We start from the raw sequence: 26,953 nt of genomic DNA on the forward strand, positions 1-26,953 counted from the left end.
GGGTCATTGTGGTTTTGACAAGTACCCGGGAAGGGAGCTGTCGGGTCATTGTGATTTTGACAAGTACCCGGGATAGGGACTGTCACGCAGATGAGCGATTAATCCTGCGATTTCCCCGCACAAAAAACCGGACGCAGCACCTGCGTCCGGGCAATAAATCTTAAATATGTCTAATCCTGGGTCTTCGGCAGTTCCACCGTAAATGTAGAGCCGATGCCTTCTTTACTTTTTACGAATATATTCCCGCCGTGTGATTCAACCAAATGTTTAACGATAGCGAGTCCGAGTCCGGTACCGCCGGAATGACGGCTCCGTGCCTGGTCAACGCGGTAGAATCGTTCGAATAACCGGTCGAGTGATTCGGCGGGTATGCCCATACCGGTATCCCGTACAGAAATTACAACTTTCGATGTGCGTTCTTCAACATTGATAAAAATCGCGCCGTTATCCGCCGTGTAGTTCACCGCATTTGCGACCAGATTCAGCACGATCTGGCCAAGTCTGTCTTTATCGGCTTCAACGTGAACCGCCTCGTCAATTTCAGGCAGGTGCAGCGTAATATTTTTATCGCGTGCGAACTTGGAAATCGTCTGCGTCGAGTTGTTAATAATTTCATTCACGTTAACGTCAGTGATCTGCAGCGGCATTGCCTGCTTCTCGATTTTCGACAGTTCGAGCAGGTCCGTAATCAGCCGGTTTAACCGCTCACTTTCGTCGTAAATAATACGCAGGAACTGATCGGATGTTTCTTTGTCGGGAACATCGCCGCTCAGCAGTGTTTCCGCAAAGCCTTTAACTGAGGTAATCGGCGTCTTGAGTTCGTGCGATACGTTCGCAACGAACTCGCTGCGCATTTTTTCAAGACGTCTGATATTGGTAATATCATGCATCACAATAATTGCACCGCGCTGATGCCAGCCCTGACTGTAGTACGGCGCAATATGCACGTCCAGAATGCGTTCTTCCGGGAAGTAAATATGGGCTTCGTCATGCCGCTTCACATTGTCTTCAATCACCGTTTCAATTAAATGATCGATACCGAGCGGACCGAATACATAGCTGTATTCCTTGCCTGTAATTTTCGAAGTATGTTTCGATAAAAATCGCTCTGTTGCATGGTTCGTCAAATCGACGAAACCTTTATCGTCAATCAGTACAACGCCGCTCACCAGGTTCGACAGTATACTGTTTAACTGCTTTTCGCTTTCTTCTATTTCATTCACGTGCGCCTGCAGACTTGCCGCGAGCGCGTTAACGGATGTATTTAAATTACCGATTTCCCCGGAATAGTCTGCATTGATGCGCGCACTGTAATCTTTATTCTGCAGCCGCTTCGTCACATTAATTACTCTGTTAATCGGCTTCGTAATGTTATAGCTTAACAGTGCGGCGGAAATTACAGAAACGAGCAGAATGATAAACAGAATCGCACTCAGCGTCGTCCAGATGGCACTGATGGCATTATCGATTGATTCCGTCGTAATAGATGTTCTGACGGCACCGATAATTTCACCATCGGCTTTAACCGGAGTCGCGACGTACATCATCGAAGTATCTTTCGTATCGCTGAGGCGTGTGGAGGAACCCACGTCCTGATTGCGCACGAGCACCGCATCAATTTCCGGGCGGTCAATATGATTATCCATCGTTTCAATATCGCTTTCAGAATCGGCAATTACTGTACCGTCTTTCCCGATAATCGTATAGCGCAGCGTAATTTCCTCATTGAAATGACTTGTCCATTCATCAAGCGTTTTGCGGTCTTCATCGAGCCCGCCGAGCGTAATTACTTCCGACACCAGCTGGGCATTTTCTATCAGGTGGTCTTCCGTCATATCTGTATATGTATTCTGAATGATTGAGCTGATAAAAAACCACAGCACGAGAATAAATGTTATCGATAATATTAAATACGATCCTGTGATTTTCAGCCACAGTCTCTGCATTTAATCCTGTCCTTCCATCTTGTACCCGAAGCCGCGGATCGTTCTGATATAAACCGGCTGCTTCGTGTCCGCTTCAATTTTTTCACGCAGGTGGCTGATATGGACATCCACGATACGTGTATCGCCGTCGTAGTGGAAATCCCACACGCCGTTTAACAGCTGGTCGCGGCTTAATACTTTACCGCGGTGGTTTGCCAGATACAGGAGCAGTTCAAACTCTTTCGGTGTTAATACAAGCTGTTCACCTTTAAACATCACCATGTATTTGTCCGGATGAATTTCCAGTTCGCCGATTTTGATTACTTCATCTTTTGCTTCTGCAGTCACCAGGTTCGTCCGGCGTAAAATAGCTTTCACGCGTGCAACCACTTCTCTCGGACTGAACGGTTTAGTCATATAGTCATCTGCACCCAGTTCAAGACCGAGAATTTTATCGAATTCATCGTCTTTTGCTGTCAACATTAAAATAGGTGTATTAATTTTTTCCTGGCGGAGTGTTTTACACACATCCATGCCGTCTATTCCCGGCAGCATCAGGTCGAGTACGATTAACGTCAGGTCTTCATTCGTAGCAATTTCAAGTGCATCGTTGCCGTTCTCCGCTGTGAGTACTTCAAATCCACTCTGTTCCAGGTTGAATTTCAGTAATGTTAAAATTGATGGTTCGTCATCAACGACTAGCAGCTTTTTCATCTATAATGCCCTCCGTAAATTTCTTTATATTACAACAACTACATTTTAGCACAATTCATACAATTATCAGACGAACTTTACACCATCTTAACAATAGGGCGGAATGCCCATATATTGTAAATCAATAAAATGATTTCACCCCGTGTCTATGCTAAAATCAGAGGTGAATCGTTTACTTAAATTTAATATATTAATGAGTGAAAATAATGGATAACAGATATTCAAGACAGTTGCTTTATTCTAATATTGGTGTTCAGGGACAGCGTCTGCTCGGGGAAAAGACAGTGGTTATTGTCGGCCTTGGGGCGCTCGGTTCACTGTCGTCGGAAATACTCGCGCGGGCAGGCGTCGGCAAACTGATTTTAATTGACCGCGACTATGTGGAACTGACGAATCTGCAGCGCCAGACGTTATATAACGAAGAGGATGCAGAACTAAAAAAACCGAAAGCCGTTGCCGCATACGATAAACTATCCAAAATTAACAGCGAAATCGATATCGAAGTGCATGTCGCACATTGTGATACAGGTTTAATTGAGTCGGTGGCTAAGAATGCCGATCTGCTGCTGGACGGTACGGACAACTTCGATACACGCATGCTGATTAACGATGCGGCATTTAAATTCGGTATTCCGTGGATTTACGCTGCATGTGTGGAAGGCTCATATTCGAGTGCAGCATTCGTCCCTGAAGAAACACCGTGCTTCAGATGCTTAACGCCGGTGCTGCCGTCGACGACATTGACGTGCGACACCGCAGGCGTTATCTCGCCGGCAGTCCATATGGCCGTCAGCAACCAGGTCACGACCGCAATTAAAATACTGACGGAACAATTTTCAGCACCGTACCTTATGCATATCGGCAACGTCTGGGATATGGACTATATGAAGTTCAATATCGGGAATATGACGGAAGCTGCTTGTCCGACGTGCCGGACTAAAGAATTCCCGGAACTGAACCGCACGGAATCGAACGCAATGAAATTCTGCGGACGAGATATGATTCAGGTTATCGATGGACGACTGACTGAAAGTGTAGTGACGAAAACACTGAAGCAGGCGGACATTGACTATAAGAAGACACCGTACTTTATCGAGTTTAATTACGGAAGTACAAGAATCGTCAGTTTTTCAAACGGCAGAATGCTGATGCATAATGTCGAAAATTTAAATAAAGCACGTACGATCGTCAATCAACTATTTGGCTAGGAGCGGATTTTAAATGAGTATTGTGGACAGAATAGATAGAGATATCAAAGTGGCGGTACTGACAGTCAGTGATACGCGTGACAAGTCAACGGATAAGGGCGGCAAGCTCGTTATCGACTACATCAATACAGTGAACGCATTTGTACCGGACGAGCATTATGAAATTGTGAAAGACGATATCGATACGATCCAGAACGCAGTGAAGAAACACCTTGCGGCAGGTGTGGACGCTGTCATTACGACAGGCGGCACAGGCATCGCAAGACGCGACGTCACGATTGAAGCGGTCACGCCGCTGTTCGACAAAGAAATCGAAGGTTTCGGCGAACTGTTCCGTATGCTGAGCTATACGGAAGACATCGGTTCACGCAGCCTGTTGTCACGCGCAGCAGCAGGCACCCACGATAACCAGCTGATTATTTCACTGCCGGGTTCAAGCGGAGCGGTGAAACTCGGTATGGAAAAACTTGTGATGCCGGAACTGAATCACCTGGTATTTGAACTGACTAAGGAAAACTAGGGTGTATTCGGGGGTGACTGTGCTCCACATTGAGACGAATACGAAGTTTTGTCCCAATGAGCACGTCACATTGAGACAATTAAAGTCTAACGTCCCATCGAAAGCAGTTCATTGAGACGATAAAGGTTAATCATCTCATCGAGCACGTCACATCGAGACAAATACGATTATTCGTCTCAATGAGCGCGCAACATCACCACCCGCACTCCCCAAAAAATCCGCCTGCTCACTCGAGCAGACGGATTCAATCATATTTACGCTTTGTAGTCGCCGGATTTTCCGCCTGACTTTTCAAGGAGTTTTGTTTCTTTAATAATCATTCCCTTATCGAGGGCTTTGCACATATCATATACGGTCAAAGCTGCAGCGCTTGCTGCCGTCAGAGCTTCCATTTCAACGCCGGTTTTGCCCGTCGTTTTAACTGTCGCTTCAATAATCAGCGTACAGGCATCCTGTGTTTCCCAGCGGAACGAGATGTCAATGCCTGAAAGTGGCAGCGGGTGGCACATCGGAATAATCTGATGCGTATTTTTCGCAGCCATAATGCCTGCAACCTGTGCGACACCGAGAACATCGCCTTTTTTCACAGTGCCTTCAGTAATGCCGAGGTAAATGTTCTCCGGTACGACGAGCATTGCCTGTGCAGTTGCACTGCGTTTCGTTACTGATTTATCTGATATATCGACCATTCTGGCACGGCCTTCATCATTAAAATGCGTGAAATTGGACATTTTAATCCTCCCATTTAGTACAATAAGTAGTAAGTAATCAAATTATATCAGACATTAAGACAAAACGATAAATATCTTAAATACAGCGAGGATGATAGAAATGACTTTAAACAGAACACCGGTTCATGTAAACGATGCAGTAGCTAAATTGATGGAGCGTGTCACTTCTTTAAGTACGGAAACTGTCGGCTACAACGACAGCTACGGCAGAGTGCTGGCGAAAGATTTAACAGCGACGTCTGATGTTCCGTTATTTACTAAATCTGCAATGGACGGTTTTGCGATTAACTCAAAACATTCTGAAGGGGCTTCAGGCGTCAGCAGAGTCGCGTTCAAAGTAGTGGAGGAAGTGCCTGCAGGCAGTTCGAGTGATTACGTGTTAAAAGAAAATGAAGCATTCCGAATTATGACCGGCGCGGAAATTCCGGAGTCGGCGGATACAGTCGTGATGTTTGAACAGACGAAAGAAACAGATGGCGGCTTCACGGTACGCCGTGAATTTAAAACAGGAGAAAACATCGCCGAAAAGGGTGAAGAGTGTTCAGTCGGCGACGTAATCGTAGAAAGAGGCACGATGATTAACCCGGGGACTGTCGCAACGCTTGCAACTTTCGGCTACAGCGAAGTGGAAGTGTTCAAACAGCCGGTTGTGGGTGTTCTATCTACAGGAACGGAACTGCTGGAAGTTGAAGACGAACTCGAACGCGGCAAAATCCGCAACTCGAATACACCGATGGTGCTCGGCCAGCTGAAACGCATGGGCATCGCAGGGAAACACTATAAACTTGAGACAGATGATTTCGATACGTTATATACGCGTATTAAATCAATGCTCGACGAAGTGGACGTTATTATTACGACAGGCGGCGTTTCGGTCGGAGACTACGACCTGCTGCCGAAAATATATGATGAGCTTGGCGCGGAAGTATTATTTAACAAAGTCGCAATGCGTCCGGGCAGTGTCACAACTGTAAGTGCTTTAGGCGATAAACTGCTCTTCGGCCTGAGCGGCAACCCGTCCGCATGTTATTCAGGGTTCGAGTTATTCGCACGTCCTGCGCTGAACTTAATGCAGGAAGCGGCACTGCCGTTCGCGCCGATTGTTGATGCGGTGCTCGATGAAGATCACACAAAACCGAACCCGTTCTCGCGTTTTATCCGTGCAGAGCTGTTTTTTAAAGAAGGAAAAATTTATGCACGGCCATCGGGATTCAATAAATCAAACGCAGTCACATCAATCGCACGAAGCAACGGCGTAATCGTCCTGCCGGGCGGAACACGCGGCTTTGAAAAAGGTGATGCTGTGAAGGTTATGATGACCGATGTAACAACCGGTGCAGACAGTTTCGGGGTGGAGTAAATGAAAACCTTACAGATAGCAGGCTATAAAAATACCGGGAAAACAACGCTGATTCTCGATTTTGTAAAGTTATTAAAACAGCACGGCTATACTGTTGCGATTATTAAACATCACCACGTTGAAGAAATCGTGCCGAACGATACAGATACCGGCAGATTTTATGAAGCGGGGGCAGATTATACAGCATTCAATATGCCGGGGCATTCCGTTATGACCGAACGTCCGGAAAAACCGCTGACAGTACAGCTGCAGCGTTTCCAGACCGAAGGTGTGGACTTCGTCCTCGTTGAAGGCTATAAAAAGGAAAACTACTCGAAAATTATCCTGACATATTCGTTCACTGAAGGCAAAACGGATATTAACGAAATCGGTCTGACGAACGTGTTAAACCGTTTTGATATGCGTTATGATATGGATAATGCAATGGACTGGTTTAAAGAATGGAGCAATATTGGCAATGAAAATGTTTGAAGTTACATTTGATGAACTGGATATAAACAATTATCACCGGATGACCGTAAACGAACATCAGGGTGCTGTTTGTACATTTACAGGACATGTCCGTGAATGGACAAAAGGCACGCGTACTGTACATCTGGAATATGAAGCGTATATTCCGATGGCGGAAAAGATGCTTGCACAGATCGGCGATGAAATATCGGAACGATGGCCGGGCGTGATTACAGCAATCGGCCACCGTATCGGCAAGCTTGAAATTTCCGATATCGCAGTTGTAATCGTCACGAGCTCGCCGCACCGTACAGACAGCTACCGTGCGAATGAATACGCAGTGGAACGGTTAAAAGAAATCGTACCGATCTGGAAAAAAGAAATATGGGAAGACGGCGAAGAATGGATTGGCGATTCCCGTAAATATCATCCAAGTGTGGAGGGAAAATAAATGGAAATTAAAGTTTTTGCGAGTATAAAAGAAAAAATCGGCAGTGACACAATTGATTTATTTATCGGTGACTCAATTACAGTAGGCGAGTTAAAGAATCATATTTTTATCGACTATCCTGAACTGGACGGCGAAGTGTTCCAGGTCGCTAAAAATGAATCATTTGTAAAAGATGACGAAGTCGTTACATCGGACGATACTGTGGCATTAATCCCGCCGGTAAGCGGAGGCTGAAGATGATTGGCGTTATTTTAGCCGGCGGCAAATCGAGCCGTTTCGGTGAAGATAAGTCACTTTATGAACTCGACGGCATGCCGATGTATGAACATGTCGCACAATCGTTGGAAAATGTTCAAGCAATAGACGGGATTGTCGTTAATACAAATGATAAACTGAAGACACGCTTCAAAAATTATAAAGTAATTGTCGATGATCCGGATTATATTGATCACGGACCGCTCGGCGGGCTGTATGCTGCGGCAAAAGAGTATCCGGGAAAACCGTTAATGATTGTCTCATGTGATACACCATATGTGGGTTCAGCATGGCTGAATATACTGGCGGACGAAGCCCGGAAAACAGGCAACACGACCATTACGACTGATAATGACAGAGAGCATCCGCTCATCGGGGTTTATCAGCATGACACTCTGGCTGAACTGTTAAAGAATCAGCTTGAGACGAAAAGGTTAAGTTTAAAAGCGTTTTTCGAGAATCTCAATGTCGATTACATAAACATTGAGTCCTATAATCTCAATAGTACGACGCTGGTTAATATCAATCGGAAGACTGATATTAAATAAGGAGGAATTACATGGCTCAGGTAGTTACAGATAAATTTGGCCGTCCGATCAGGGACTTAAGAATATCGGTCACTGATAAATGTAACTTCAGATGCCGATACTGCATGCCGAAAGAGATTTTCGGTGATGATTTTGAATTCTTAAAGCGCGAACAGCTGCTTTCATTTGATGAAATTGAAAGGCTCGCAAGAATTTATGCAAGTCTTGGTGTGAAGAAGTTACGCTTAACAGGCGGGGAACCGATGATGAGAAAAGACCTTCATGAATTAATCGCAAGATTAAATGTTATTGAAGGAATTGAAGATATCGGTTTAACAACGAATGGACTGCTGCTTAAAAAGCACGGTAAGAAATTGTATGATGCAGGACTGCGACGCATTAATATTAGTCTCGATGCAATGGACGACGAGCTGTTCGGCAAAATTAACGACCGCGGTATCGGTACGTCACGCATCCTTGAACAAATTGAGTATGCGATTAGTCTCGGATTCCAGATTAAAATCAACATGGTTGTGCAAAAAGGCTTAAACGAGCAGGAAATACTGCCGATGGCGAGATACTTTAAAAATCTGCCGGTCACATTGCGTTTCATTGAATTTATGGATGTCGGCAACGACAACGGCTGGAACTTCGATAAAGTAGTCAGTAAAAAAGAAATACTTGAAACACTGCAGACTGAATTTGATCTTGAGCCGCTGGATCCGGCATATTACGGTGAAGTGGCGAAAGTGTATAAGCATAATGATGCTGCGGATTCGTACCTTGGATTTATTACGAGTGTCTCCGAAAGTTTCTGTTCAACCTGTACGAGAGCAAGACTGTCATCTGACGGTAAATTCTACGGCTGTCTGTTCGCAGTCGACGGTTTCGATATTAAGACACTGATGCGGGATGGTATCAGCGACGAGGAACTGACAGAAGTACTGATGGGTGTATGGGACAAACGTGATGACCGTTATTCGGAAATCAGAACTGAAATTACAGAAGAAATGCGCCAAAAGAGAAAGAAAATCAACATGAGCTACATCGGCGGTTAAATTACAAAAAACGTGAAGGGGACTCTTCACGTTTTTTGTGTCTGAAGGTGAGAATATGAAACTGAATTTAAACTTAAAATACGCTGTATTATACAGTATAATCGCGATAATCAGCGTTGTATTTTATATAGCATTCGGCCATCATCTGTCCCGTATACTGGAAAGCATCGTGATGAATACCGGCCTGGAAATTTCAGAGCCGCTCATATACATGAGCGCGTTTTTTGTGCTGTTTATACTGACGGATAAGCTCTACAATTTATTTACAGGAACAATTGCGAACAAATCGATTGAGCAGAAAGCCAATCAGCTGATTGACAGCATCGATGTAAAAACACAGCGTGAATCGGAAAGAATGATTAATGCGCTGCTTGTGCATCTGGAAGCATACCGTCCGTATGAAACATCATTTGTGCCGACAATTATTAAAACGGCTGTTAAAGTCACGCTCATTATAGCGTCCTTATTCTTTATAGACGGTTTTGCCGCATCAATACTGCTGTTTACAGCACCGTTTATACCGCTGTATTACGTGCTGGTCGGACTGCAGACACAGGAAGAATCGGTGAAACAGGCAACGCGATTTGATAATATCGGGACGTTATTTTTAAACCTGATCCGCGGCAAGGACACGGTTAAAAATACGAACTCGAAAGAGACGGTTATTAAAAGACTGGAAGCGGACAACAAAGGTTTCGTTAAAGAGACAATGCACATTTTAAAATATGCATTTCAGTCGACGATGATGCTCGAGTTTATAACGATACTGGGTATCGGACTTGTCGCACTGGAAGTGGCGCTGCGCATTATTATATTCCAGAATATCTCGTTCTATACTGCATTTTTCGTGCTGCTTCTGGCACCGGAGTTTTACAATGCGTTAAAAGTACTCGGTACGGAATTCCATAACGGCAAGCTCGCGATGGGGAGTTTCGAAAAAGCAGAGAAGATTATAAATAAACCGAAGATGAATACATCATACAGAGGCAAAACAGAAAGCTTTGCCGCCGAGGCGGAAAGCCTCTCTGTCGGCCACGGAGATAAAATACTCTTAAATAACTCGGACTTTACGTTCAGTAAAACAGGCCTGACAGCTATTACAGGTGAGTCGGGTGCAGGGAAGACGACACTGCTCCGCACATTGCTCGGTCTGCACGAACCGGTATCAGGACAATTAAATGTACTGACGAAAGATATCGGCTATGTATCGGATCAGGTGTATTTCTCGGATACGACGATTTACGATTATGTCTCTGCAAATAATCATTCAGAAGATGAAGTACACGGCATCTTAAACAAACTGAAGCTGTCAGCAAGTATCGACAATCTTGAACAGGGCATTTACACACCGATCGTGAACCATGATATTCCGTTATCGGGCGGGGAAATCGTCCGTCTTAAGATGGCGAGAGTATTAATAAATAAACCTGAGATTATTATTATGGATGAACCGACAGAATTCCTCGATGCCGAAACAGAGCAGCTGGTTATGAAGTATCTCACTGAATTAAAAGAAACATCTGCAATTATTGCAGTCATTCACCGCCGTCAGCTGCTGTCAATAGCAGACAGCCACTATGTGCTGGATAACGGCGAACTGAAAAGAGGTGACGCGGTATGATGTATTTAAAAGGTGAAAAGATGCATATTTTCTACAGTATCGTCCTTGGTATTATCGGCGGACTGGTCGGTGTGGCGATTTTCGGTTTAAGCGGTTATATGATCAGCTTAAGTTTCTTTGAACCGCCGTTCTTCCTTATTATTTTAATTATCGCGATGATTAAAATGTTCGGGCTGACGAAAGGTACAGCGAAGTATATGGAAAGACTGTTAAGCCATGATGCAACGTTCAAGATGATTGGAAGATTAAGAGCATCGTACTTCAAACAGTCGGTAAACAGTGCTGAAGACACGCACAGCGTACGCTACATTCAAAAGCTGACGAGCTACTTTGATGATATTGAAGATTACTACATCCGGATTATTTATCCGTATATTGTTGCGGTCTTTATCTCGTTAATACTGACAGTGTTATCATTGTTAATCGACCCGAAACTGCTCTTTATACTGCTCGCATCCGTATTAGTTATGCTTCTCCTGATGCCGCTTGTTATCAGCAGCATTTCAGGTAAGCTGTACGATGAGAGAAACAGTGCTGAAGATACGCTGTTTACACAGCTGTATCATTACATTCATGACTTTACGAATCTGTTTGTCGTTAAAGAAGATACAAAAGTTAATCAAAATATTAAAAAAACCTATAAAAAGATTACTAAAAATGAAAACAAAGAAGCGGCGCTCGATGCAGTGATTGATACTGTCAGTCTGCTGATCCAGCTGGGTGTCATTATTTTAATCATTGTACTGTTCAGCGGAGACTATCCATTATTAATTCCGATGCTTATTTTACTGTTAATGAGTTTCTTTGAGCTGGCGATCCCGGTTATTAAGCCGGCAAGTAAATACAAAGCAGTTAAAGCACGTGTTGAAGCAGTCAGCGATACCGGGGAGTCAGTAACAGAAGATAAACATCAGTCGCTGACTCTGTCGAACATGACATTCCGCTACCCGTCAACGAAGCGCGATGTACTGACCAATATAAATATCGATATTAAACCCGGTGAGAAACATGCGTTGATCGGGAGCAGCGGCTCAGGTAAAACGACACTGCTCAATCAGCTGATTAAACAGTCGGATGCAGGAATTATGCCGCAGCATCTGGATTTTTACAATGCGACAGTGGAAGAGAATATTACGATGTTTAATCATTTTGAATCAGAGGAAAGTGAAATGAAGAATCTGCTTGAACAATTCGAGCTGGATCACTTTAATCCTGAAGACTATATTACGTCGGCAGAGTATCTGTCACTCGGTGAGAAAAAAAGAATGCATCTGATCCGTATGTATATCGAAAACAAAAATATATGGATACTGGATGAACCGACAGCGAGTTTAAATACGCGCCTGAGAGGTAAAATCTGGGAAGAAATATTCAAAAAAGATACAGTCATTGCAGCAACGCATGATCTCAGTCATCTGGAACAGTTTGACTATGTGCACTACCTTGAAAACGGCACGATAACTGAAAGCAGCAGTGTTACAAATGCACTGCAGCAGGACGGACCGGTTAAAGAAGCATATAAACGGTACAGGGACGCATTGTAAAGATATCTTTAACATAGGGATAACCTTATGAAAACGGATTAATTTATGATATAATGTTCTTAATTTAACAAAATTAGTGGAGGTGACGGCTGTTGGGAAGGTGTATCTGAAAAGAACTGCAGAGAATACTCTGTTAAATAATATAAATAAAAATCTATTTCATGAACAAACGACCCAGGCGGTCACAAATTATCGGAGGTGAACCCCGTAGGAGGGGGAAAGATTGGATATATCCACTATAACTAATTTATTACTATTTATATTATTAATTGTACTTACAATGCTGTTTGTAGGTTCAGAATTTGCATTTGTTAAAGCGCGCATGTCGAGAATTCACGCATTGGTTGAACAGGGAGATAAGAAAGCAATACGTGTAGAGAAAATGATTAACAACCTGGACTATTATTTATCTGCCTGTCAGCTGGGTATTACAGTTACAGCGCTGGGCTTAGGTTGGATCGGGGAATCTACGTTCGAAGTAATCTTACACCCGCTGTTTAACCTGATCGGTATTCCTGAATCAATGTCAACTGTTGCAACAGTGGCAGCAGCATTTATTATTGTAACGTTCATTCACGTAGTTGTTGGTGAACTTGCACCTAAGACAGTTGCGATTCAGTATGCAGAAAAAATGTCAATGGCATTAAGCGGTCCGTTATATTTCTTCGGTGTCGTTTTAAAACCATTTATCTGGACAATGAACGGTGCAGCAAGAGGACTTGTACGTTTAGTCGGTATTAAAGAAATGCCGACAGAACAGGCACACTCGGAAGAAGAGCTTAAAGTGATTATGACTGAAAGTTACCAGAGCGGTGAAATTAACCAGACAGAACTTGCTTACATGCAGAATATATTCTCATTTGATGAACGTACGGCGAAAGACGTTATGGTGCCGCGTACACAAATGATTACACTGGAAGAACCGGTAACGGTTGAACAGGTTATTGAAACAATTAAAGAGTACAACTATACAAGATATCCTGTGACTGAAAGCAATGGAGACAAAGATAACATTATCGGCTTCATTAACGTCAGAGAATATTTAACAAATCACGTATCGGATGAACATGTCGCTGCAGGCGATTATATACATGAACTTCCGGTGATTACAGAATCATCACGCATCAGTGACGCGTTAGTTAAGATGCAGAGAGAAAGTGTGCATATCGCGTTAATCATTGATGAATACGGCGGAACTGCCGGGATGATTACAATGGAAGATATACTTGAAGAAATCGTCGGGGAAATCCGTGACGAGTTCGATGAAAATGAAGAACTGGATATGGTTAAAGTCGACGAGAATATTTACCACATCAGCGGAAGAGTGCTGCTTGATGATCTGGAAGACGACTTTAAAATTGCCTTTAATGAAAGCGAAGATATCGATACGATCGGCGGATGGATGCAGAGCATTAATACTGACATCGAAGAAGGCGAATATATCGATACGGAATTTGACCGCTGGCAGGTGCTGGAAGTTGAAAACCACTCGATTAAACAGGTTGCATATCTAAAAGAATACAACAAAGTATCTGATGAAACAGAACTTGAAGAAGACGCTGAATCAGAAGACGAAAAATAATATTTAATTAGCAATCGGGACAGAGATGTCCCGATTTTTTTGTTTCTGATTATGGTAAAATAAAATTAAATACAAGGGGAGTGTGCCGGTGGAAAATTTTATTGGATTAATCGCTGTGCTGCTTAGTTTGGGAATACCGCTGTATGCTATTTACAGAGGGTATAATCAGAGTGACGACAAGATAGAAACAAAGAAATTATACGAACAGAGAAGACTGGAAGAAATTAAACAGGAGAACTACCTGCTTGAAAATGAATCGATGCGTATTGAACTGGATAAAATCAAAAAAGAAAATGCGAAGAAACAACAAGCATTGGAGAATAAAGAAGAACGACGCTGGCTGATTGAAGAGAGTGAAGAAGAGAAAGACAGAGCTGAATAAGGCTTTGTCTTTTTTAATCAGCAAGAGCATCGTATGTTAAACTGTAACTAAGAAAAATCGGGGGGAATGACATGGGCGTATTTGAATTTATCTTTTTTACATCACTTGTACTGGTCGGTGGCGTCGTGAGTATTCCGTTATATGCAATGCGCCGGGGATATAACCAGAGCGACGAGAAACTTGAAATCAAAAAGATGATTGAGCAGCGTAAGCTTGAACAGGTTAAACAGGATAATTATCTGCTGGAAAATAAAGTGATGGCACTTGAACTTGAAAAGGTTAAAAAAGAACGTGAATTGCGGGAACAAAAAGCACTTGATGCCAAAGAGAACCGCCGCTGGCTGATTGAAGATAAGAAGGAAGAAGAGGAAGTTGAAAAGGGGATATAATACATGAATACATTAATTAAAAATGGAATTATCGTAACGACAGATAATGAATATAAAGGCGATATTTTAATCGAGGGGACTAAAATAGAAGCGGTCGGCAGAAACTTAAGAGTGGAAGCGGACAAAGTAATCGATGCAGAAGGTATGTACATTTTACCGGGTGGTGTGGACCAGCATGCGCACTTTTCGTTTGAGTTTATGGGAGAGCGGACGAAAGGTTTTGAAACGACGAATGCAGCGGCACTTGGGGGCACAACTACGGTCATTGAGTTCGTAAACCAGGAACAGGGCAAAGGCCTTGTTGAAACTGTCGAAGGGTACCGTAAAGAGTGGGTTGAGGGTATCTCAATGGTGGACTACAGTTTCCACCCGGTAATTACTGACCCGACACCGGAAACGTTTAAGGATATTAAAAACCTGCCTGCAGCAGGTTATCCGACGGTGAAGTTGTTTATGGCGTATAAAGGGCAGTTCTTCCATTCGGATGATGAAGCGATAACGAATGCATTACTGGAAGCTAAAGAGGCGGGTGTAACTGTCATGGTTCATGCAGAGAATGCGGATCTGATTGAACTTATGCAGAAAAAAGCAATTGCGAATGGCGAGACGGATCCGTATTATCACGCATTAACACGTCCGCCGATTGTTGAAACGGAAGCAACGGAACGTGCGATTAACTTAGCGCGATTTGCAGAAGCACCGATTTATATCGTTCATGTAACGACTGAAGGTGCAGTAAATGCAATTAAGAAAGCGAAAGAAGAAGGACTGCCGGTATATGGTGAAACATGTACGCAGTATTTACTTTTCGATAAAGAATATCTTGCCAAAGAAGACTTCGAAGGCTCTAAATATGTATGTTCACCTGCATTAAGAGATGTGGGTGACCAGGAGTATTTATGGAAATCGTTAAAAGACGGTTCGATTAATGCTGTAAGCTCTGACCACTGCGGATTTACGTTTGACCAGAAGAAGATGGGACTGGATGACTTCAGACTGATTCCGAACGGGACACCGGGACTTGAAAACCGCCTGCCGATGTTATGGACGTACGGGGTGGAAGCAGGGAGAATTACGAAATCAGAGTTGGTGGATTACTATTCGACGATGCCGGCTAAAAACAACGGCCTCGATCACAGAAAAGGATACATCGCGCCGGGATATGATGCGGATGTTGTGATTTATAATCCGGCTGTCGAGAAGAAAGTTACGGCAGAAGATAGCTTGAATGCACTGGACTATACAGTGTATGAAGGATTTGACCAGATTGGTGAATGTGATGCGGTGTTCTTAAGAGGAACGCAAGTGGTTAAAGACGGTAAATACGTTGGAGAAAAAGGCCAGGGTGCGTTTATTAAAGGGACAGCATTTGGTACTGCGTTTAGATAAATTATAAAAAAATAATGTCCCTCAAGGGGACATTATTTTTTTATGGAAAACTGTCTTTTAAGAATCTAATACAATATAGAAACACGAGAATACGCAACTATCATGAAACCATCCGTTTTATCTAATGCTTATTTAACACCCTAATCATACATCAAATAATGAGGATTATCAGCAAACACTATCTGTGTGATAAGGGTCTACCCTAAAAAACAAAATTTAATAGAAAGAAGCACATCTATAAATTGTTTAACCAGAAGATTAATTTTCTTTTTATAAATGAAAACGTTCATAAATTTATATGCAAAATATTGATCGTTCTTAAAAATCGATGTATTAAAAGAATATGGGTGTAATCGCATATTCTCAGAGAAATTCAGTGGAAGAAAGTATAGACGGACAGAGTTAGATAAGTTTTTAGATTACATGCGTGATGGTGACACACTTGTGATTACTGAGCTAGATGATTAGGTCGCACGACGAAACAATTGATTGAGCTATCTCAACACCTTGAAAATGAAAAGATTGATTTTCAAATTATAGATGTGAATATTACAACTAAAGATGCGATGGGGGAAATGTACTTTACTATGATGAGTGAATTTGCAGAACTATAAACAAACTTATTAAGTGAGCGACAAAGAAAGGTCTAGAGCCAGCACGTGACAGAGGATGATTATGTGGGCGACCTGGCATAACGGATCAAAAGAAAGGGATGATAATGTCGCTATATAAATAGTACAACTATTCAGATGAAGAAATCGCAAAGATGGTAGGTGTGTATAGATTAACCATTTATAAAGTGATTAATGAGAGAAAAAGTGAGTGACATAAGGGCAATAAATATACTGAATTGTTTTGACAGGTATAGACTTTTTTTATTTACAAGTGAGTATTCGGAATGCTATAATTTACTTAACAAATAAAGTTTCCACATGATGAAACACCGAATCCCCAATCTATGTCCGTAGATTGGGGATTTTTAATGGTGTATTGGAAGTCATCTAGCTATTTTTTATCTCTATCTAACCAATAATTAAATAGAGCTATAATTACACCGACAATAATTGGTGCAATTATTAAATCAAATAAAGTTAGCCACATGATGTCACCTCCTTCCATGCTAATGAATCGTCTACACTTGATTGGACAACTCCTATGAGGGAGGTTATTGTTAAATCAATGAAAGTAGGCGTTTTTTTATGTCAAGAACGAGAAGAACATTTACCCCTGAATTTAAACTACAGATGGTCCGATTATTTGAAAATGGTAAATCAAAATCTGAAATTGTACGGGAGTATGATCTCACGGCTTCAGCTTTAGATAAATGGGTTAAAAATCATCAGAACACAGGTTCATTTAATCATATTGACAATTTATCTGAAGAAGAGCGCGAACTCAGAAGACTTCGCAAAGACATTCAACAGTTAAAAATGGAAAACGAGATTCTAAAGCAAGCAGCGCTGATCATGGGACGAAAATAGAAGTCATTCGTAAGAATGCACACAAATATTCAGTGTCAGCAATGTGCAAAGTCCTGCAAATCTCTAGAAGTACCTATTATTTTGAAATTAATAAACAAAGAACCAACAAGCAGTGTGAGCGCGATAACGATATCAATGAAACGATTATTCAGGTATTTAATTCAAACCGAAAATGTTTTGGTACCCGAAGAATAAAAAATGCGTTACATAAACTAGGTTTGACAGTCTCGAGAAGACGCATCGGTCGGGTCATGAAACAGAATAATCTGGTGTCAACCTATACTATCGCAAGCTATAGGCCCTATCCGTCGAAGTCGAACGAGCGTCTGATCACGAATGGTCTAGACCGAGATTTTAACAGAGCACAACCAATGGAAGTCATTGTCAGTGATTTAACATATGTAAAAGTAGCAGGGAAATGGCATTACATATGTGTATTTATTGATCTCTTTAATCGAGAAATTGTTGGTTACAGTGCAGGTTCAAGAAAGAGTGATGAGCTGGTCTTGTCATCAATCAGCACCATTAAGCATGATTTAAGAGATGTGCAGATGTTTCACACAGACAGAGGAAAGGAGTTCGATAACCAGCTGATTGATGAAGTTTTAGATGGCTTTGATATTGAAAGATCACTTAGTATGAAAGGCTGTCCTTATGACAACGCTGTGGCTGAAACCACGTTCAAAGCGATGAAAACTGAATTTATTAACCAATATACTTTTATATCATTAAAACAATTAAACATCGAACTATTCGACTACGTAAACTGGTATAACAATATTAGACCCCATGGTGCATTGAATTATCTCACGCCAAAGGAGTATAAAGAAAACTTCTATAAAAACTGTCTAATATTCTGTTGACACACCGCTACAGACAGCCCCCTAACTTTTAACGAAACTCATAGCGGGCATGTTTTTATGTTTGCTGAAAGTGATAGCATCGAACGGATTATTGATCATCTCAGCCATAAGTTTTGGCTTGTGGGTCTATTGACTTTACTTCTGACTGTTATAACGGTGTTTATTCTTTCCAGAGTTATTACCCAACCGGTATTGAGGATGAAAAAAGCGACAGAACAATTAAGTAGAGGCAATCATAACGTGGAATTGTATACACATCGAAAAGATGAGCTTGGAGATTTGGCGACTTCGATTACTTTGCTGTCGCAAGATCTGGAACGTTTAAAAAACGAGAGAAATGAATTTTTAGGGAGTATATCGCATGAGCTACGAACACCTTTAACCTATATGAAAGGGTATACGGATATTATTAGCAGAAAAGAAATATCCACGACGGACAGGAATAGATACATTAAAATCATTCAGGAAGAAACAGAGCATTTAGCAGACCTGATAAAAAATCTGTTTGAATTAGCTAAAATCGATCATAATGAATTTGCCATCACAAAAGAGAGGGTAGTATTTAGCGCTTTCATTGAGACGGTTTTAGCACGAATCCGTCCAGCGCTCAATGAAAAAAAGATAGAGCTTTTCTTTCATTGTCCGGACAACTTGGTTGTTATGGCAGATCCCGAAAGAATTCAACAAGTTATATTGAATATATTAGATAATGCAATAAAGTATACTCCCGAGAAAGGTCATATCACAATGGAAGTTATTCAAAATAAAAATGAAATTTTAACAACTATTTCAGATACAGGAGAAGGAATCCCAGAAGAAGATATACCCTTTATATTCGATCGACTGTATCGTTCTGAAAAGTCTAGATCCCGGGTAAGCGGAGGGTCTGGTCTCGGGCTGACAATCGCTAAAGAAATTGTGGAGTTGCATGGTGGCGAGATTGGAGTAGAAAGTACACTCGGCAAGGGGACTGTTTTCGTCATATCTTTAAAGAAGGAGAATGTAAATGAATAAAGTGCTGTTAATCGATGATGAAGAGAGAATGCTCGAACTGTTGACATTATACTTGAAACCTTACCCTTATTTTTGTCGAAAAGCAGTAGGTGCAAAAGCAGGGCTTAAGTTTGTTAAAGAAGAGAAGTTTGATCTTATTCTACTGGATATCATGATGCCTGAAATGAATGGATGGGAAGTATGCAGAGAAATACGGCAATACTCAGATGTACCTATTATCATGGTGACTGCACGTGAGCAGAAAGAAGATATTGTAAAAGGACTCAAGCTGGGTGCAGATGACTATATCACAAAACCTTTTAATGAAGAAGAATTGGTTGCAAGAATGGATGCATTACTAAGAAGAACAAGACCTGTCAACCGGATTGAAGTCGAAAGACTGTTATGGGACGAAGATCAATTTGAACTATCCTATAAAAAACAGCTTGTAAAATTAACACCAAAAGAATTTGCACTCATTGGATTACTCATGAAAAATCCAGGAAGGGTATTTTCTAGAAATCAATTGATTGATTTAGTGTGGGGCATGCATTCTGAAACGGAAGGACGTACTGTGGATTCCCATGTTAGAAATATGCGGGAAAAAATTCGGGAAGTCGGCTTTCCTATCGATGATTACTTTCACACGGTGTGGGGCGTTGGTTACAAATGGATTAAAAATTAAAACACATTTTCAATATTAAAACGTTAGACTGCTTGCTTTTGTTCGATTAATAAGAAGTGCCATGCCAGAATTATTATCTGACATGGCACTTCTTCTACACAAGTTTTATTCTAAGCAATTTCCTTACATGCTTCTGCACATTTGAAGCACGCTTCTGCACATCTCTGACAGTGTTCATGGTCGTGTTTCTGACATTCATTTCCGCAAGCTTCGCAAATTTTGGCGCATACTGCTGCTAAATCAGAAGAAAATGGAGTGCCTCTCATTAATGCTTGTTCTAGAAATGCACAGATATCTGCACATTCGTGATCCAGTCTGATGCACTTTGCCATCATATTTACGTCTTCTTTCTTCAAACAGGCATCGTAGCAATGGTTACAGGCTTCCATACATTCATGTAACGTCTGAATCAGTTGTTGGTGTTGTTCATGTGCCATTGTAAATCCCTCCTATAGAATTGAATCACTTACATTGAGTGAATTCCCATCTGTTTCGCATATAAACCGATATTGTAAAACTCCATCGAAACTGCACAGAATTTTAATAATGCGGAGCTTCTACAACTGAGTTAATAATTTAATTTGCCTAGAAGAATCAAGAAATATTGTTATTTTTAGTTATTAAATTAGAGCATTGGAGTTATCACCATGGGGTCAGGAATTTAAAGATAAGTTGTTATTTTATACAAACAGAAGAATCGATATGCAGCAGCAAAACGGCGTACTGCCGCAACAAGGAAATTATATGTATTTAGATCCGAACTATACAGATGTTTTCGGAGACCCATTACTGCATGTAACTTACAAATTCAGTGATATAGATAGAAATATTGTAAAATATGCACATCAGCAATGTAAAGAAATTTTAGAAGAAATGGGTGCAGATTATATTAATGTTCCTGAAATAGATGATTCAGTAGAGTTTGGAAAAGACTCTCTGTCCGACCATACAGGCGGCGGAGTAATAATAGGTGACGACTCGGAAACTTCAGCAGTAAATACTTATTCACAAATGTGGGATATGGAAAATTTGTTTGTAGTCGGTGCATCTTCGTTCCCGTTACATTCAAAATCAAATCCTACAGGTACACTTGGCGCACTCACTTACAGAGCAGCTGAAGGCATGAAGAAATACATGAAAGATAATAAAGTTCTAGAAAAATCAAACAGTTAAAAATGGGACTATTCGACTATGTAAACTGGTATAACACAATCAGACCGCATGGTGCATTGGATTATCTCACACCAAAGGAGTATAAAGAAAACTTCTATAAAAAGTGTCTAATATTCTGTTGACATACCATTATCTTATTCTAATGATCATAGCTAAATCTAAACAGAAAAGTATGTCAGTACAGATAAGATTAGAGAGACGATAATCATAATAATAAGAGGTTTAAATGCTTTACTGCGTAAATCACTTAAATTAACATTCAGACCCAACCCAACCATAGCGGCAGTTAAAAGCCATGTCGTGAGAGTGGAAACATCTTCCATTATATTATCTGTCACCTGTACAGTATTGTCGATGACGTAACTCCCAATAATGCTCATTAAGAGAAATCCAACGAGAAACCATGGAAATTGTACTTTATTACGTTCCGTCTGTTTCCCTTTTTCTTTACGGTTCATTATCAATATAAATATAAACGCCAGTGGAACCAGTAAGAAAACCCTGCCCAGTTTTGCCAGCAGAGAAATTGCCAATGCATCTTCACCAGCGGGTTCCGCCGCAATGGCGACATGTGCCAGTTCATGAAGCGTAGATCCCGCCCAGATACCGTAACTTTCGGAAGACAAAGGCAGCACAGGTTCAATCAAAGTATAACCGACAGCAAACACAGTACCCACCAGTGCAATAATACCTACACTGATTGCTGTGTCTTCATCTTTAGATTTTACAATTGGAGCTATCGCTGCAATTGCAGCTGCTCCGCACACACCTGTCCCAACACCCAATAATAAAGATATTGTACTGTCTGCTTTAAAGATTTTGGCAGCCCAGACTGTTAATAGAATCACGGAAGCAATAATTATCCCGTCTCTCAGTAGCAGTCCCAGTCCATCTTGTAAAATAACGTCAATATTTAATTTAAGACCATATAATATTATCGCAAGACGCAAAAGTTTTTGAGAAGAAAATACTATACCATTTTTCAAAATCATCGGGTATCCAAAAAAATGCCGGTAAATCACAGCAATAATTATTGCACATGCCAGCTGTCCGACATTATTCAAACCCGGTAATAATGAAAAAAGATAACCCCAAAAAGCAATTAAAAATGTAAAGGCGACGCCCGCTGACCACCATAAAAGGGAGTTTAGTTTTTGTTTCTTTTCTATAGATATAAGTATCATCTCCTGATAGTTATAAGTTTAAAATCTCCACATGGATAAGTAAAATAAATTATAGTGATATATACTATAAGCATATGGTTATAGAAGGAGGCACTTAACATGGATTCCCAATTAAAAATATTTTTAAGCGTTGCCGAAAATAAAAGTTTTTCACGAACAGCAGAAAAATATTACATGTCCCAACCTGCTGTCAGTCAGCATATACAAGCACTGGAGGAAAGAATAGGAACAAAGCTGCTTGATCGTAATAACAAATTTGTAAAATTAAATAAAGCAGGTGAAATTGTATATCATTACGGTAAAGAAATTGCCGCGCTCTATAACAAAATGGAATACCTTGTCGATGATTTGACGAATAATGCAAGTGGACCTATTAACATCGGAGCCAGTTATACTTTTGGAGAATATCTGCTTCCAAATTTAATTGCTGAACTGCTTAGCCTGTATCCCTACAGTCAGCCCGCTGTAACCATTGGAAATACAGAAGAAATTGCCCATTTAGTTAACAACAGCCAGCTGGATATTGGTATCATAGAAGGTTATACACCGAAAAAATTTCTGGTTCAGAAAGAATTTTTGGAAGATTCCATGGTGATTGTCGCATCGCCTGGATTTCCTTTAAAACGGGAAGATAGTATTTCAGTGAAAGAACTCGGAAAGTATACATGGCTGATGAGAGAAAACGGATCAGGAACACGGGAAGCGAGTGAAAAATTGTTTGAGGAATTTAAAATAGTTCCACAGAGTTTTTTAACATTCAGCAGTACCCAATCTATAAAAGCAGCAGCTGAAGCAGGGCTCGGTCTCAGTCTATTGTCCCGATGGGCCATTCAAAAAGAACTGAAGTACGGAGATTTGATTACAGTAAACCCAGCGGATATATCTTTAAAAAGAACTTTTTCTTATTTGAAAAACAGTCATTATCAATCTAAGGTTCTAGAAGGCTTTACAGAGTTATTGGAACAGAAGAATTTGTATGATACTTTTTATATTTAAATTCTGTCGAACTCTGAAAGAACAGCTGTGTCAGCCACAAAAACAAGACAGACATTTAGTTTCAAGATGGATATGTCAGAAATCACATTCTTTCTCCATGATATATTTATTTGAAGTTTAATGATAAGATAATAAAAAACTGAATATTTAGATTGAAAAGGGGCAGGAATTATGCAATTCGACTTTAATAAGGAAACAACAAGAGAAGGCACGCATAGCGTTCAATATGAAGGGACTGAGGCTTTATTCGGAGTAGGGGGCCTGGAACCTTTCTGGATTGCCGATATGGATATAGAAACACCTGAAACAATCAGGGAGGCAATCAAAGAACGTCTTGATAATGGTATTTTCGGTTATACAATATGGCAAAACGAACAGTTCTATGAACCCATTAAACATTGGTGGCAATCTCGCTATAATACAGTACTGAGTGACACTGACATCCACTACTCACCGACAGTTCTGTTTACTGCGGGGGAAGCGCTGAGACAAGTGACAAAAGAGAGAGACGGTATTATATTAACGACTCCTTCATACAATAAATTTCCCAGCTTAATTGAAAGCAATAACCGGAAAATCGTCGAGTCTCCTTTAATATATGATAAGGATTTAAAGGAATACTTTTTGGATGTAAATCATTTCACTTCATTATGTGAACGTGATGATGTAAGCATGTACATCCACTGCAATCCACATAATCCAACCGGCAAAGTCTGGACAAGAGAAGAATTGCAAACTATCAAAGACATCTGCGCAGCAAATAATATATACTTAATCAGCGATGAAATACATATGGATTTCGTCAGACCGAAAGAGGATTTTGTATCATTGGCAGCTTTATCTGAAGAAGGCGATCAGGTTTTGGTTGCAAGTTGCCTTGGCAAAACGTTTAATCTAGCAAGTATCCCTCATTCTTATTTCGTTACGAAAGACAGAACACTCACTAAAACTCTTACAGAGGTAACGAAAGAAGTATACAACGTTGGCAATGCTTCCAGCCTCGCTCTCGCAGCTATTGAAGCTGCTTACACTGAGTGTAACGAGTGGGTGGATCAATTAAATAATCATATCTTGAACAATTTTGAATATGTCCAGAAATACATTGATGACAATCTATCTCAATATTTATCTCTTGATATTCCAAGAGCAACATATCTCGGGTGGATAAGCTTTGAAAAATCGGGGTTCGATGCCGAACTGGTCCACAAAGCATTGGTTGAAGTAGGAGGAATTGCAGTATCACCGGGCAAATTATACTTGGACTACGAGAATAAACACTTCAGATTTAACGTGGCTTCAAGTCGTGCACGAATAGAAGATGGGCTCATCCGTATTAAAAAAACTTTTGACTATTTATATAACGAGCGAGATAAAGGAAGCGCATAAACTTCTGTAATTATTATTAATCAATTATAATCCTCTCAGTTGTTGCCGATATATCCGATTTTTGGTATATTTTATAGTGCACTTTAATACTTATGGGAGAGATTTATATTATGAAAAGATTGTTTCTAACAGGCACCTTATCATCAATTTTATTTTTAACAGCTTGCGGCGGGGCAGATGAAACCGCAGAACAAACTGCGGAAAATGATAATTCATCAGAAGAAAACCAGCAGGTCGGTGAAGACACTGTGGAAAAAGAGAAATTAGATGAAAAAGAAAATGAATCTCCTGTAGAAAATTCACAAGAAGAGACGAATTCAGAGAATAATCCTTCCGATAATCAGATCACCATTTTAGAAGAAAAATACGATGAAATGACTCGTGATGGTTTTATAGAATCAATCGAGACTCAGAATGACGAGTATATGGAACTTACAGTTTACGTAAGTGACAAATTTGATGATATTAATGAAAAAGGATATAATTCAAAATTAGAAGGTATGGGTAAATCTATTAGAGAAATGACCTCCGGAGTTCTTTACAATAAAGAACATGGTACTCTTCCTCTTATAGAATTTAAAGATAATGATGATAATATTATTGCTAAATTTGAAAGCCATACAAGAGATGAAAGAATGGTATTTGAAAATAATTAGTAACTCAAAATGAGTAATAAAAATCAAAAAGAAATGTCTGGTAATAAAATAATTTTTTGAAAGGAATGTATTTGATGACAGAATTACTAAAAGATAAAGCCGGTTTGGTAACAGCGGGAGGCTCAGGAATCGGTCGAGCAAGTGCTGTTGCTTTGGCAAAAGCAGGTGCTAAAGTAATGGTCTCCGATGTCAGTGAAGAGGGCGGCAGAGAAACAGTCAAGTTAATTAAAGAAGGCGGGGGCGAAGCACAGTTTTTCAAATGTGATGTCAGCGATGAAGATCAGGTTAAAGCATTAGTAGATGAGACCGTTTCTGCTTTTGGCAAATTAGATTTTGCTCATAATAATGCCGGTATTAACGCAGGCCAGGTTAAAATAGGCGAGCTGGATTCTAATGATTGGGATAAAACAATTAAAATAAACTTATATGGTATTTTCTATTGTGTGAAACATCAAATTAACGCCATGCTTAAAACGGGTGGAGGAGCTATTGTTAACACAGCTTCAGGAGCGGGATTAGAAGGATCTCCAAATATGTCGCCATATACCGCCTCAAAACACGGAGTTGTAGGATTAACTAAATCTGTTGCGCTGGAATACGGGAAACAGAATATTCGTATAAATGCTATTGCACCGGGAGCAACAATTACACCGGCTATCGAAAGATGGGCAGAAGATAATCCCGAACAATATAACGGTGTGCTGGAATCTCTTCCAGCCGGTGAAATGTCAACACCTGAGGACCAGGGTAATGTCGTTATGTTTCTCTGTTCAGACTTAGCCAGACAAATCAACGGAGTTACAGTGCCGATTGACGGAGGGTATACGGCTGGAAAGCTTCAGCAGTAACAGAGTTAAGATCAGTATTCTGGTCATAAACTTTACAATACCGCCCAGTTTTTTTCTATATCTATGACTTTAAAATGAGACTCATTAATTTTTGAATATGTACAAGATGCTAAAAACCTTCCATAGGTATTTTCTTTGGAAGGTTTTTTGCAATATTATTTTTTAGGTTGTTGAACAATTCTTTTTTTAAAAGAAACATAGAAAATAAAATGCGCAATTTACTTGTGATGTGGATTTCCCAAAATAATGGTACTTACTTTTCATAGATTAAATTCAAGTATAGACATATTTAATAAGTATTGTTAGGGTCTGCCCTAATAAATCAAAAATTTAAGAGAGAAAAATACATCTATATATTGTTTTACCAGAAGATTATTTTTCTAGTTATAAATGAAAAACAATCTTAAAATAATTTAGTATGTTTACAAACTCTTGTTTTTATTTATTTCAAATGTTTTCGAAGTGTCCGCAAAAGTGTACTTTTAAGAACGAATAAATTATTTATCACAATAAAGTTCACTTACGATATCGTAATTTCTTTCAGCTTTATTTCAGAAAATTCTTTCTATGTCGAGAAAAACT

General features: G+C 40.4%; 28 protein-coding genes and 2 pseudogenes. 24 read left to right on the forward strand and 6 right to left on the reverse strand.

Translation table 11 applies throughout. From position 1 onward, the window contains the following. Positions 1-170: 170 nt before the first annotated feature. Entirely contained in the window at positions 171-1,946 is a 1,776-nt protein-coding gene (gene pnpS, locus HNR41_RS00470) for a two-component system histidine kinase PnpS (protein WP_184280679.1), read from the reverse strand. Next, positions 1,947-2,639: a response regulator transcription factor gene (locus HNR41_RS00475; RefSeq protein ID WP_184280682.1), complete on the reverse strand. Its 693-nt coding sequence runs from the start codon at positions 2,637-2,639 to the stop codon at positions 1,947-1,949. 206 nt (positions 2,640-2,845) lie between these two features. Between HNR41_RS00475 and HNR41_RS00480 the strand changes: the two genes are divergently transcribed. After that, complete coding sequence (locus tag HNR41_RS00480) at positions 2,846-3,847, forward strand: ThiF family adenylyltransferase (RefSeq protein WP_184280684.1); 1,002 nt, start codon at positions 2,846-2,848, stop codon at positions 3,845-3,847. Between the two features lie 13 nt (positions 3,848-3,860). Next, positions 3,861-4,367, forward strand: coding sequence for a MogA/MoaB family molybdenum cofactor biosynthesis protein (locus HNR41_RS00485; RefSeq protein WP_184280686.1), 507 nt, complete (start codon positions 3,861-3,863; stop codon positions 4,365-4,367). A 254-nt stretch (positions 4,368-4,621) separates the two neighbouring features. Here the strand turns inward: HNR41_RS00485 and moaC are convergent, their stop codons facing one another. Then, positions 4,622-5,098 (reverse strand): cyclic pyranopterin monophosphate synthase MoaC, encoded by a 477-nt coding sequence (moaC, locus tag HNR41_RS00490; RefSeq protein WP_184280688.1) that lies wholly within the window; start codon positions 5,096-5,098, stop codon positions 4,622-4,624. Between the two features lie 100 nt (positions 5,099-5,198). On the opposite strand from moaC, the gene HNR41_RS00495 reads away from it, so the two are divergent. The 13 genes and pseudogenes from HNR41_RS00495 to HNR41_RS00555 all read left to right on the forward strand — a co-directional run bounded on the left by HNR41_RS00495 (position 5,199) and on the right by HNR41_RS00555 (position 16,932). After that, entirely contained in the window at positions 5,199-6,458 is a 1,260-nt protein-coding gene (locus HNR41_RS00495; RefSeq protein ID WP_184280690.1) for a molybdopterin molybdotransferase MoeA, read from the forward strand. Then, a complete protein-coding gene (gene mobB, locus HNR41_RS00500) occupies positions 6,459-6,929 on the forward strand; it encodes a molybdopterin-guanine dinucleotide biosynthesis protein B (protein WP_184280692.1) in 471 nt (156 codons plus the stop codon). After that, a complete protein-coding gene (locus tag HNR41_RS00505; protein ID WP_184280694.1) occupies positions 6,916-7,359 on the forward strand; it encodes a molybdenum cofactor biosynthesis protein MoaE in 444 nt (147 codons plus the stop codon). Before mobB ends, HNR41_RS00505 begins: the two co-directional genes overlap by 14 nt. Next, the gene (locus HNR41_RS00510) at positions 7,360-7,593 is read left to right on the forward strand and encodes a MoaD/ThiS family protein (protein WP_184280696.1); all 234 of its coding nucleotides are present in this window, start codon (positions 7,360-7,362) and stop codon (positions 7,591-7,593) included. Positions 7,594-7,595: 2 nt separating this feature from the next. After that, positions 7,596-8,162: a molybdenum cofactor guanylyltransferase gene (gene mobA, locus HNR41_RS00515; protein ID WP_184280698.1), complete on the forward strand. Its 567-nt coding sequence runs from the start codon at positions 7,596-7,598 to the stop codon at positions 8,160-8,162. A gap of 11 nt (positions 8,163-8,173) precedes the next feature. Further along, a complete protein-coding gene (gene moaA, locus HNR41_RS00520) occupies positions 8,174-9,199 on the forward strand; it encodes a GTP 3',8-cyclase MoaA (RefSeq protein WP_184280700.1) in 1,026 nt (341 codons plus the stop codon). A gap of 55 nt (positions 9,200-9,254) precedes the next feature. Continuing rightward, positions 9,255-10,820, forward strand: coding sequence for an ATP-binding cassette domain-containing protein (locus HNR41_RS00525; protein WP_184280702.1), 1,566 nt, complete (start codon positions 9,255-9,257; stop codon positions 10,818-10,820). Beyond that, on the forward strand, positions 10,817-12,364 hold the full coding sequence (locus HNR41_RS00530) for an ATP-binding cassette domain-containing protein (RefSeq protein ID WP_184280704.1): 1,548 nt from the start codon (positions 10,817-10,819) through the stop codon (positions 12,362-12,364). Before HNR41_RS00525 ends, HNR41_RS00530 begins: the two co-directional genes overlap by 4 nt. Positions 12,365-12,587: 223 nt before the next feature. Then, positions 12,588-13,946 carry a hemolysin family protein gene (locus tag HNR41_RS00535; protein WP_184280706.1) on the forward strand — a complete coding sequence of 453 codons (1,359 nt, stop codon included), beginning with the start codon at positions 12,588-12,590 and terminating at the stop codon, positions 13,944-13,946. 88 nt (positions 13,947-14,034) lie between these two features. Continuing rightward, positions 14,035-14,328, forward strand: a complete 294-nt coding sequence (locus HNR41_RS00540; RefSeq protein ID WP_229714939.1) for a hypothetical protein — start codon at positions 14,035-14,037, stop codon at positions 14,326-14,328. Positions 14,329-14,399: 71 nt separating this feature from the next. Continuing rightward, a complete protein-coding gene (locus HNR41_RS00545; protein ID WP_184280710.1) occupies positions 14,400-14,717 on the forward strand; it encodes a hypothetical protein in 318 nt (105 codons plus the stop codon). A gap of 3 nt (positions 14,718-14,720) precedes the next feature. After that, complete coding sequence (gene hydA / locus HNR41_RS00550; protein WP_184280712.1) at positions 14,721-16,106, forward strand: dihydropyrimidinase; 1,386 nt, start codon at positions 14,721-14,723, stop codon at positions 16,104-16,106. Between the two features lie 324 nt (positions 16,107-16,430). After that, positions 16,431-16,932, forward strand: a pseudogene (locus tag HNR41_RS00555) (recombinase family protein). 179 nt (positions 16,933-17,111) lie between these two features. Here the strand turns inward: HNR41_RS00555 and HNR41_RS00560 are convergent. Continuing rightward, positions 17,112-17,207, reverse strand: coding sequence for a type I toxin-antitoxin system Fst family toxin (locus tag HNR41_RS00560; RefSeq protein WP_156897181.1), 96 nt, complete (start codon positions 17,205-17,207; stop codon positions 17,112-17,114). Between the two features lie 98 nt (positions 17,208-17,305). On the opposite strand from HNR41_RS00560, the gene HNR41_RS00565 reads away from it, so the two are divergent. The 3 genes from HNR41_RS00565 (at position 17,306) to HNR41_RS00575 (ending at position 20,128) form a co-directional block, all read left to right on the forward strand. Next, positions 17,306-18,450, forward strand: a protein-coding gene (locus HNR41_RS00565) for an IS3 family transposase (RefSeq protein WP_184280714.1) whose coding sequence is annotated in 2 segments (ribosomal slippage) — positions 17,306-17,552 and positions 17,552-18,450 — 1,146 coding nt in all. Because the reading frame shifts where the segments join, the coding sequence is not laid out codon by codon here. Positions 18,451-18,507: 57 nt separating this feature from the next. Continuing rightward, positions 18,508-19,464, forward strand: coding sequence for a sensor histidine kinase (locus HNR41_RS00570; RefSeq protein WP_184280716.1), 957 nt, complete (start codon positions 18,508-18,510; stop codon positions 19,462-19,464). After that, entirely contained in the window at positions 19,457-20,128 is a 672-nt protein-coding gene (locus tag HNR41_RS00575; RefSeq protein WP_184280718.1) for a response regulator transcription factor, read from the forward strand. The genes HNR41_RS00570 and HNR41_RS00575 overlap by 8 nt, the downstream gene beginning before the upstream one ends. 110 nt (positions 20,129-20,238) lie before the next feature. Here HNR41_RS00575 and HNR41_RS00580 read toward each other — a convergent pair whose 3' ends face one another. Beyond that, positions 20,239-20,565: a four-helix bundle copper-binding protein gene (locus tag HNR41_RS00580; protein ID WP_184280720.1), complete on the reverse strand. Its 327-nt coding sequence runs from the start codon at positions 20,563-20,565 to the stop codon at positions 20,239-20,241. 265 nt (positions 20,566-20,830) lie between these two features. On the opposite strand from HNR41_RS00580, the gene HNR41_RS00585 reads away from it, so the two are divergent. Together HNR41_RS00585 and HNR41_RS00590 are read left to right on the forward strand one after the other, a co-directional pair. After that, positions 20,831-21,301, forward strand: a complete 471-nt coding sequence (locus HNR41_RS00585; protein WP_184280722.1) for a GMC oxidoreductase — start codon at positions 20,831-20,833, stop codon at positions 21,299-21,301. 2 nt (positions 21,302-21,303) lie between these two features. After that, positions 21,304-21,423, forward strand: a pseudogene (locus tag HNR41_RS00590) (IS3 family transposase); the annotation flags it as partial. A 36-nt stretch (positions 21,424-21,459) separates the two neighbouring features. Here HNR41_RS00590 and HNR41_RS00595 read toward each other — a convergent pair. Continuing rightward, the gene (locus HNR41_RS00595; RefSeq protein ID WP_092596216.1) at positions 21,460-22,485 is read right to left on the reverse strand and encodes a YeiH family protein; all 1,026 of its coding nucleotides are present in this window, start codon (positions 22,483-22,485) and stop codon (positions 21,460-21,462) included. Positions 22,486-22,584: 99 nt separating this feature from the next. Between HNR41_RS00595 and HNR41_RS00600 the strand changes: the two genes are divergently transcribed. The 4 genes from HNR41_RS00600 to HNR41_RS00615 all read left to right on the forward strand — a co-directional run bounded on the left by HNR41_RS00600 (position 22,585) and on the right by HNR41_RS00615 (position 26,371). Next, positions 22,585-23,481: a LysR family transcriptional regulator gene (locus HNR41_RS00600; RefSeq protein WP_184280724.1), complete on the forward strand. Its 897-nt coding sequence runs from the start codon at positions 22,585-22,587 to the stop codon at positions 23,479-23,481. Between the two features lie 171 nt (positions 23,482-23,652). Beyond that, positions 23,653-24,867, forward strand: coding sequence for a MalY/PatB family protein (locus tag HNR41_RS00605; protein ID WP_221432829.1), 1,215 nt, complete (start codon positions 23,653-23,655; stop codon positions 24,865-24,867). Between the two features lie 110 nt (positions 24,868-24,977). Further along, on the forward strand, positions 24,978-25,523 hold the full coding sequence (locus HNR41_RS00610) for a hypothetical protein (protein ID WP_092596213.1): 546 nt from the start codon (positions 24,978-24,980) through the stop codon (positions 25,521-25,523). A gap of 74 nt (positions 25,524-25,597) precedes the next feature. After that, on the forward strand, positions 25,598-26,371 hold the full coding sequence (locus HNR41_RS00615; protein WP_026859515.1) for an SDR family NAD(P)-dependent oxidoreductase: 774 nt from the start codon (positions 25,598-25,600) through the stop codon (positions 26,369-26,371). The last annotated feature ends 582 nt before the right edge of the window (positions 26,372-26,953 follow it).

Source organism: Jeotgalicoccus coquinae (assembly GCF_014207425.1).
In the GTDB taxonomy this organism is placed as follows: Bacteria; Bacillota; Bacilli; order Staphylococcales; family Salinicoccaceae; genus Jeotgalicoccus; species Jeotgalicoccus coquinae.

Coding starts and splice junctions, on each gene's coding strand:
- pnpS (WP_184280679.1), bottom strand. CDS start 1,946: ATGCAGAGACTGTGGCTGAAAATCACAGGATCGTATTTAATATTATCG.
- HNR41_RS00475 (WP_184280682.1), bottom strand. CDS start 2,639: ATGAAAAAGCTGCTAGTCGTTGATGACGAACCATCAATTTTAACATTA.
- HNR41_RS00480 (WP_184280684.1), top strand. CDS start 2,846: ATGGATAACAGATATTCAAGACAGTTGCTTTATTCTAATATTGGTGTT.
- HNR41_RS00485 (WP_184280686.1), top strand. CDS start 3,861: ATGAGTATTGTGGACAGAATAGATAGAGATATCAAAGTGGCGGTACTG.
- moaC (WP_184280688.1), bottom strand. CDS start 5,098: ATGTCCAATTTCACGCATTTTAATGATGAAGGCCGTGCCAGAATGGTC.
- HNR41_RS00495 (WP_184280690.1), top strand. CDS start 5,199: ATGACTTTAAACAGAACACCGGTTCATGTAAACGATGCAGTAGCTAAA.
- mobB (WP_184280692.1), top strand. CDS start 6,459: ATGAAAACCTTACAGATAGCAGGCTATAAAAATACCGGGAAAACAACG.
- HNR41_RS00505 (WP_184280694.1), top strand. CDS start 6,916: ATGAAAATGTTTGAAGTTACATTTGATGAACTGGATATAAACAATTAT.
- HNR41_RS00510 (WP_184280696.1), top strand. CDS start 7,360: ATGGAAATTAAAGTTTTTGCGAGTATAAAAGAAAAAATCGGCAGTGAC.
- mobA (WP_184280698.1), top strand. CDS start 7,596: ATGATTGGCGTTATTTTAGCCGGCGGCAAATCGAGCCGTTTCGGTGAA.
- moaA (WP_184280700.1), top strand. CDS start 8,174: ATGGCTCAGGTAGTTACAGATAAATTTGGCCGTCCGATCAGGGACTTA.
- HNR41_RS00525 (WP_184280702.1), top strand. CDS start 9,255: ATGAAACTGAATTTAAACTTAAAATACGCTGTATTATACAGTATAATC.
- HNR41_RS00530 (WP_184280704.1), top strand. CDS start 10,817: ATGATGTATTTAAAAGGTGAAAAGATGCATATTTTCTACAGTATCGTC.
- HNR41_RS00545 (WP_184280710.1), top strand. CDS start 14,400: ATGGGCGTATTTGAATTTATCTTTTTTACATCACTTGTACTGGTCGGT.
- hydA (WP_184280712.1), top strand. CDS start 14,721: ATGAATACATTAATTAAAAATGGAATTATCGTAACGACAGATAATGAA.
- HNR41_RS00560 (WP_156897181.1), bottom strand. CDS start 17,207: ATGTGGCTAACTTTATTTGATTTAATAATTGCACCAATTATTGTCGGT.
- HNR41_RS00570 (WP_184280716.1), top strand. CDS start 18,508: ATGTTTGCTGAAAGTGATAGCATCGAACGGATTATTGATCATCTCAGC.
- HNR41_RS00575 (WP_184280718.1), top strand. CDS start 19,457: ATGAATAAAGTGCTGTTAATCGATGATGAAGAGAGAATGCTCGAACTG.
- HNR41_RS00580 (WP_184280720.1), bottom strand. CDS start 20,565: ATGGCACATGAACAACACCAACAACTGATTCAGACGTTACATGAATGT.
- HNR41_RS00585 (WP_184280722.1), top strand. CDS start 20,831: ATGCAGCAGCAAAACGGCGTACTGCCGCAACAAGGAAATTATATGTAT.
- HNR41_RS00595 (WP_092596216.1), bottom strand. CDS start 22,485: ATGATACTTATATCTATAGAAAAGAAACAAAAACTAAACTCCCTTTTA.
- HNR41_RS00600 (WP_184280724.1), top strand. CDS start 22,585: ATGGATTCCCAATTAAAAATATTTTTAAGCGTTGCCGAAAATAAAAGT.
- HNR41_RS00605 (WP_221432829.1), top strand. CDS start 23,653: ATGCAATTCGACTTTAATAAGGAAACAACAAGAGAAGGCACGCATAGC.
- HNR41_RS00610 (WP_092596213.1), top strand. CDS start 24,978: ATGAAAAGATTGTTTCTAACAGGCACCTTATCATCAATTTTATTTTTA.
- HNR41_RS00615 (WP_026859515.1), top strand. CDS start 25,598: ATGACAGAATTACTAAAAGATAAAGCCGGTTTGGTAACAGCGGGAGGC.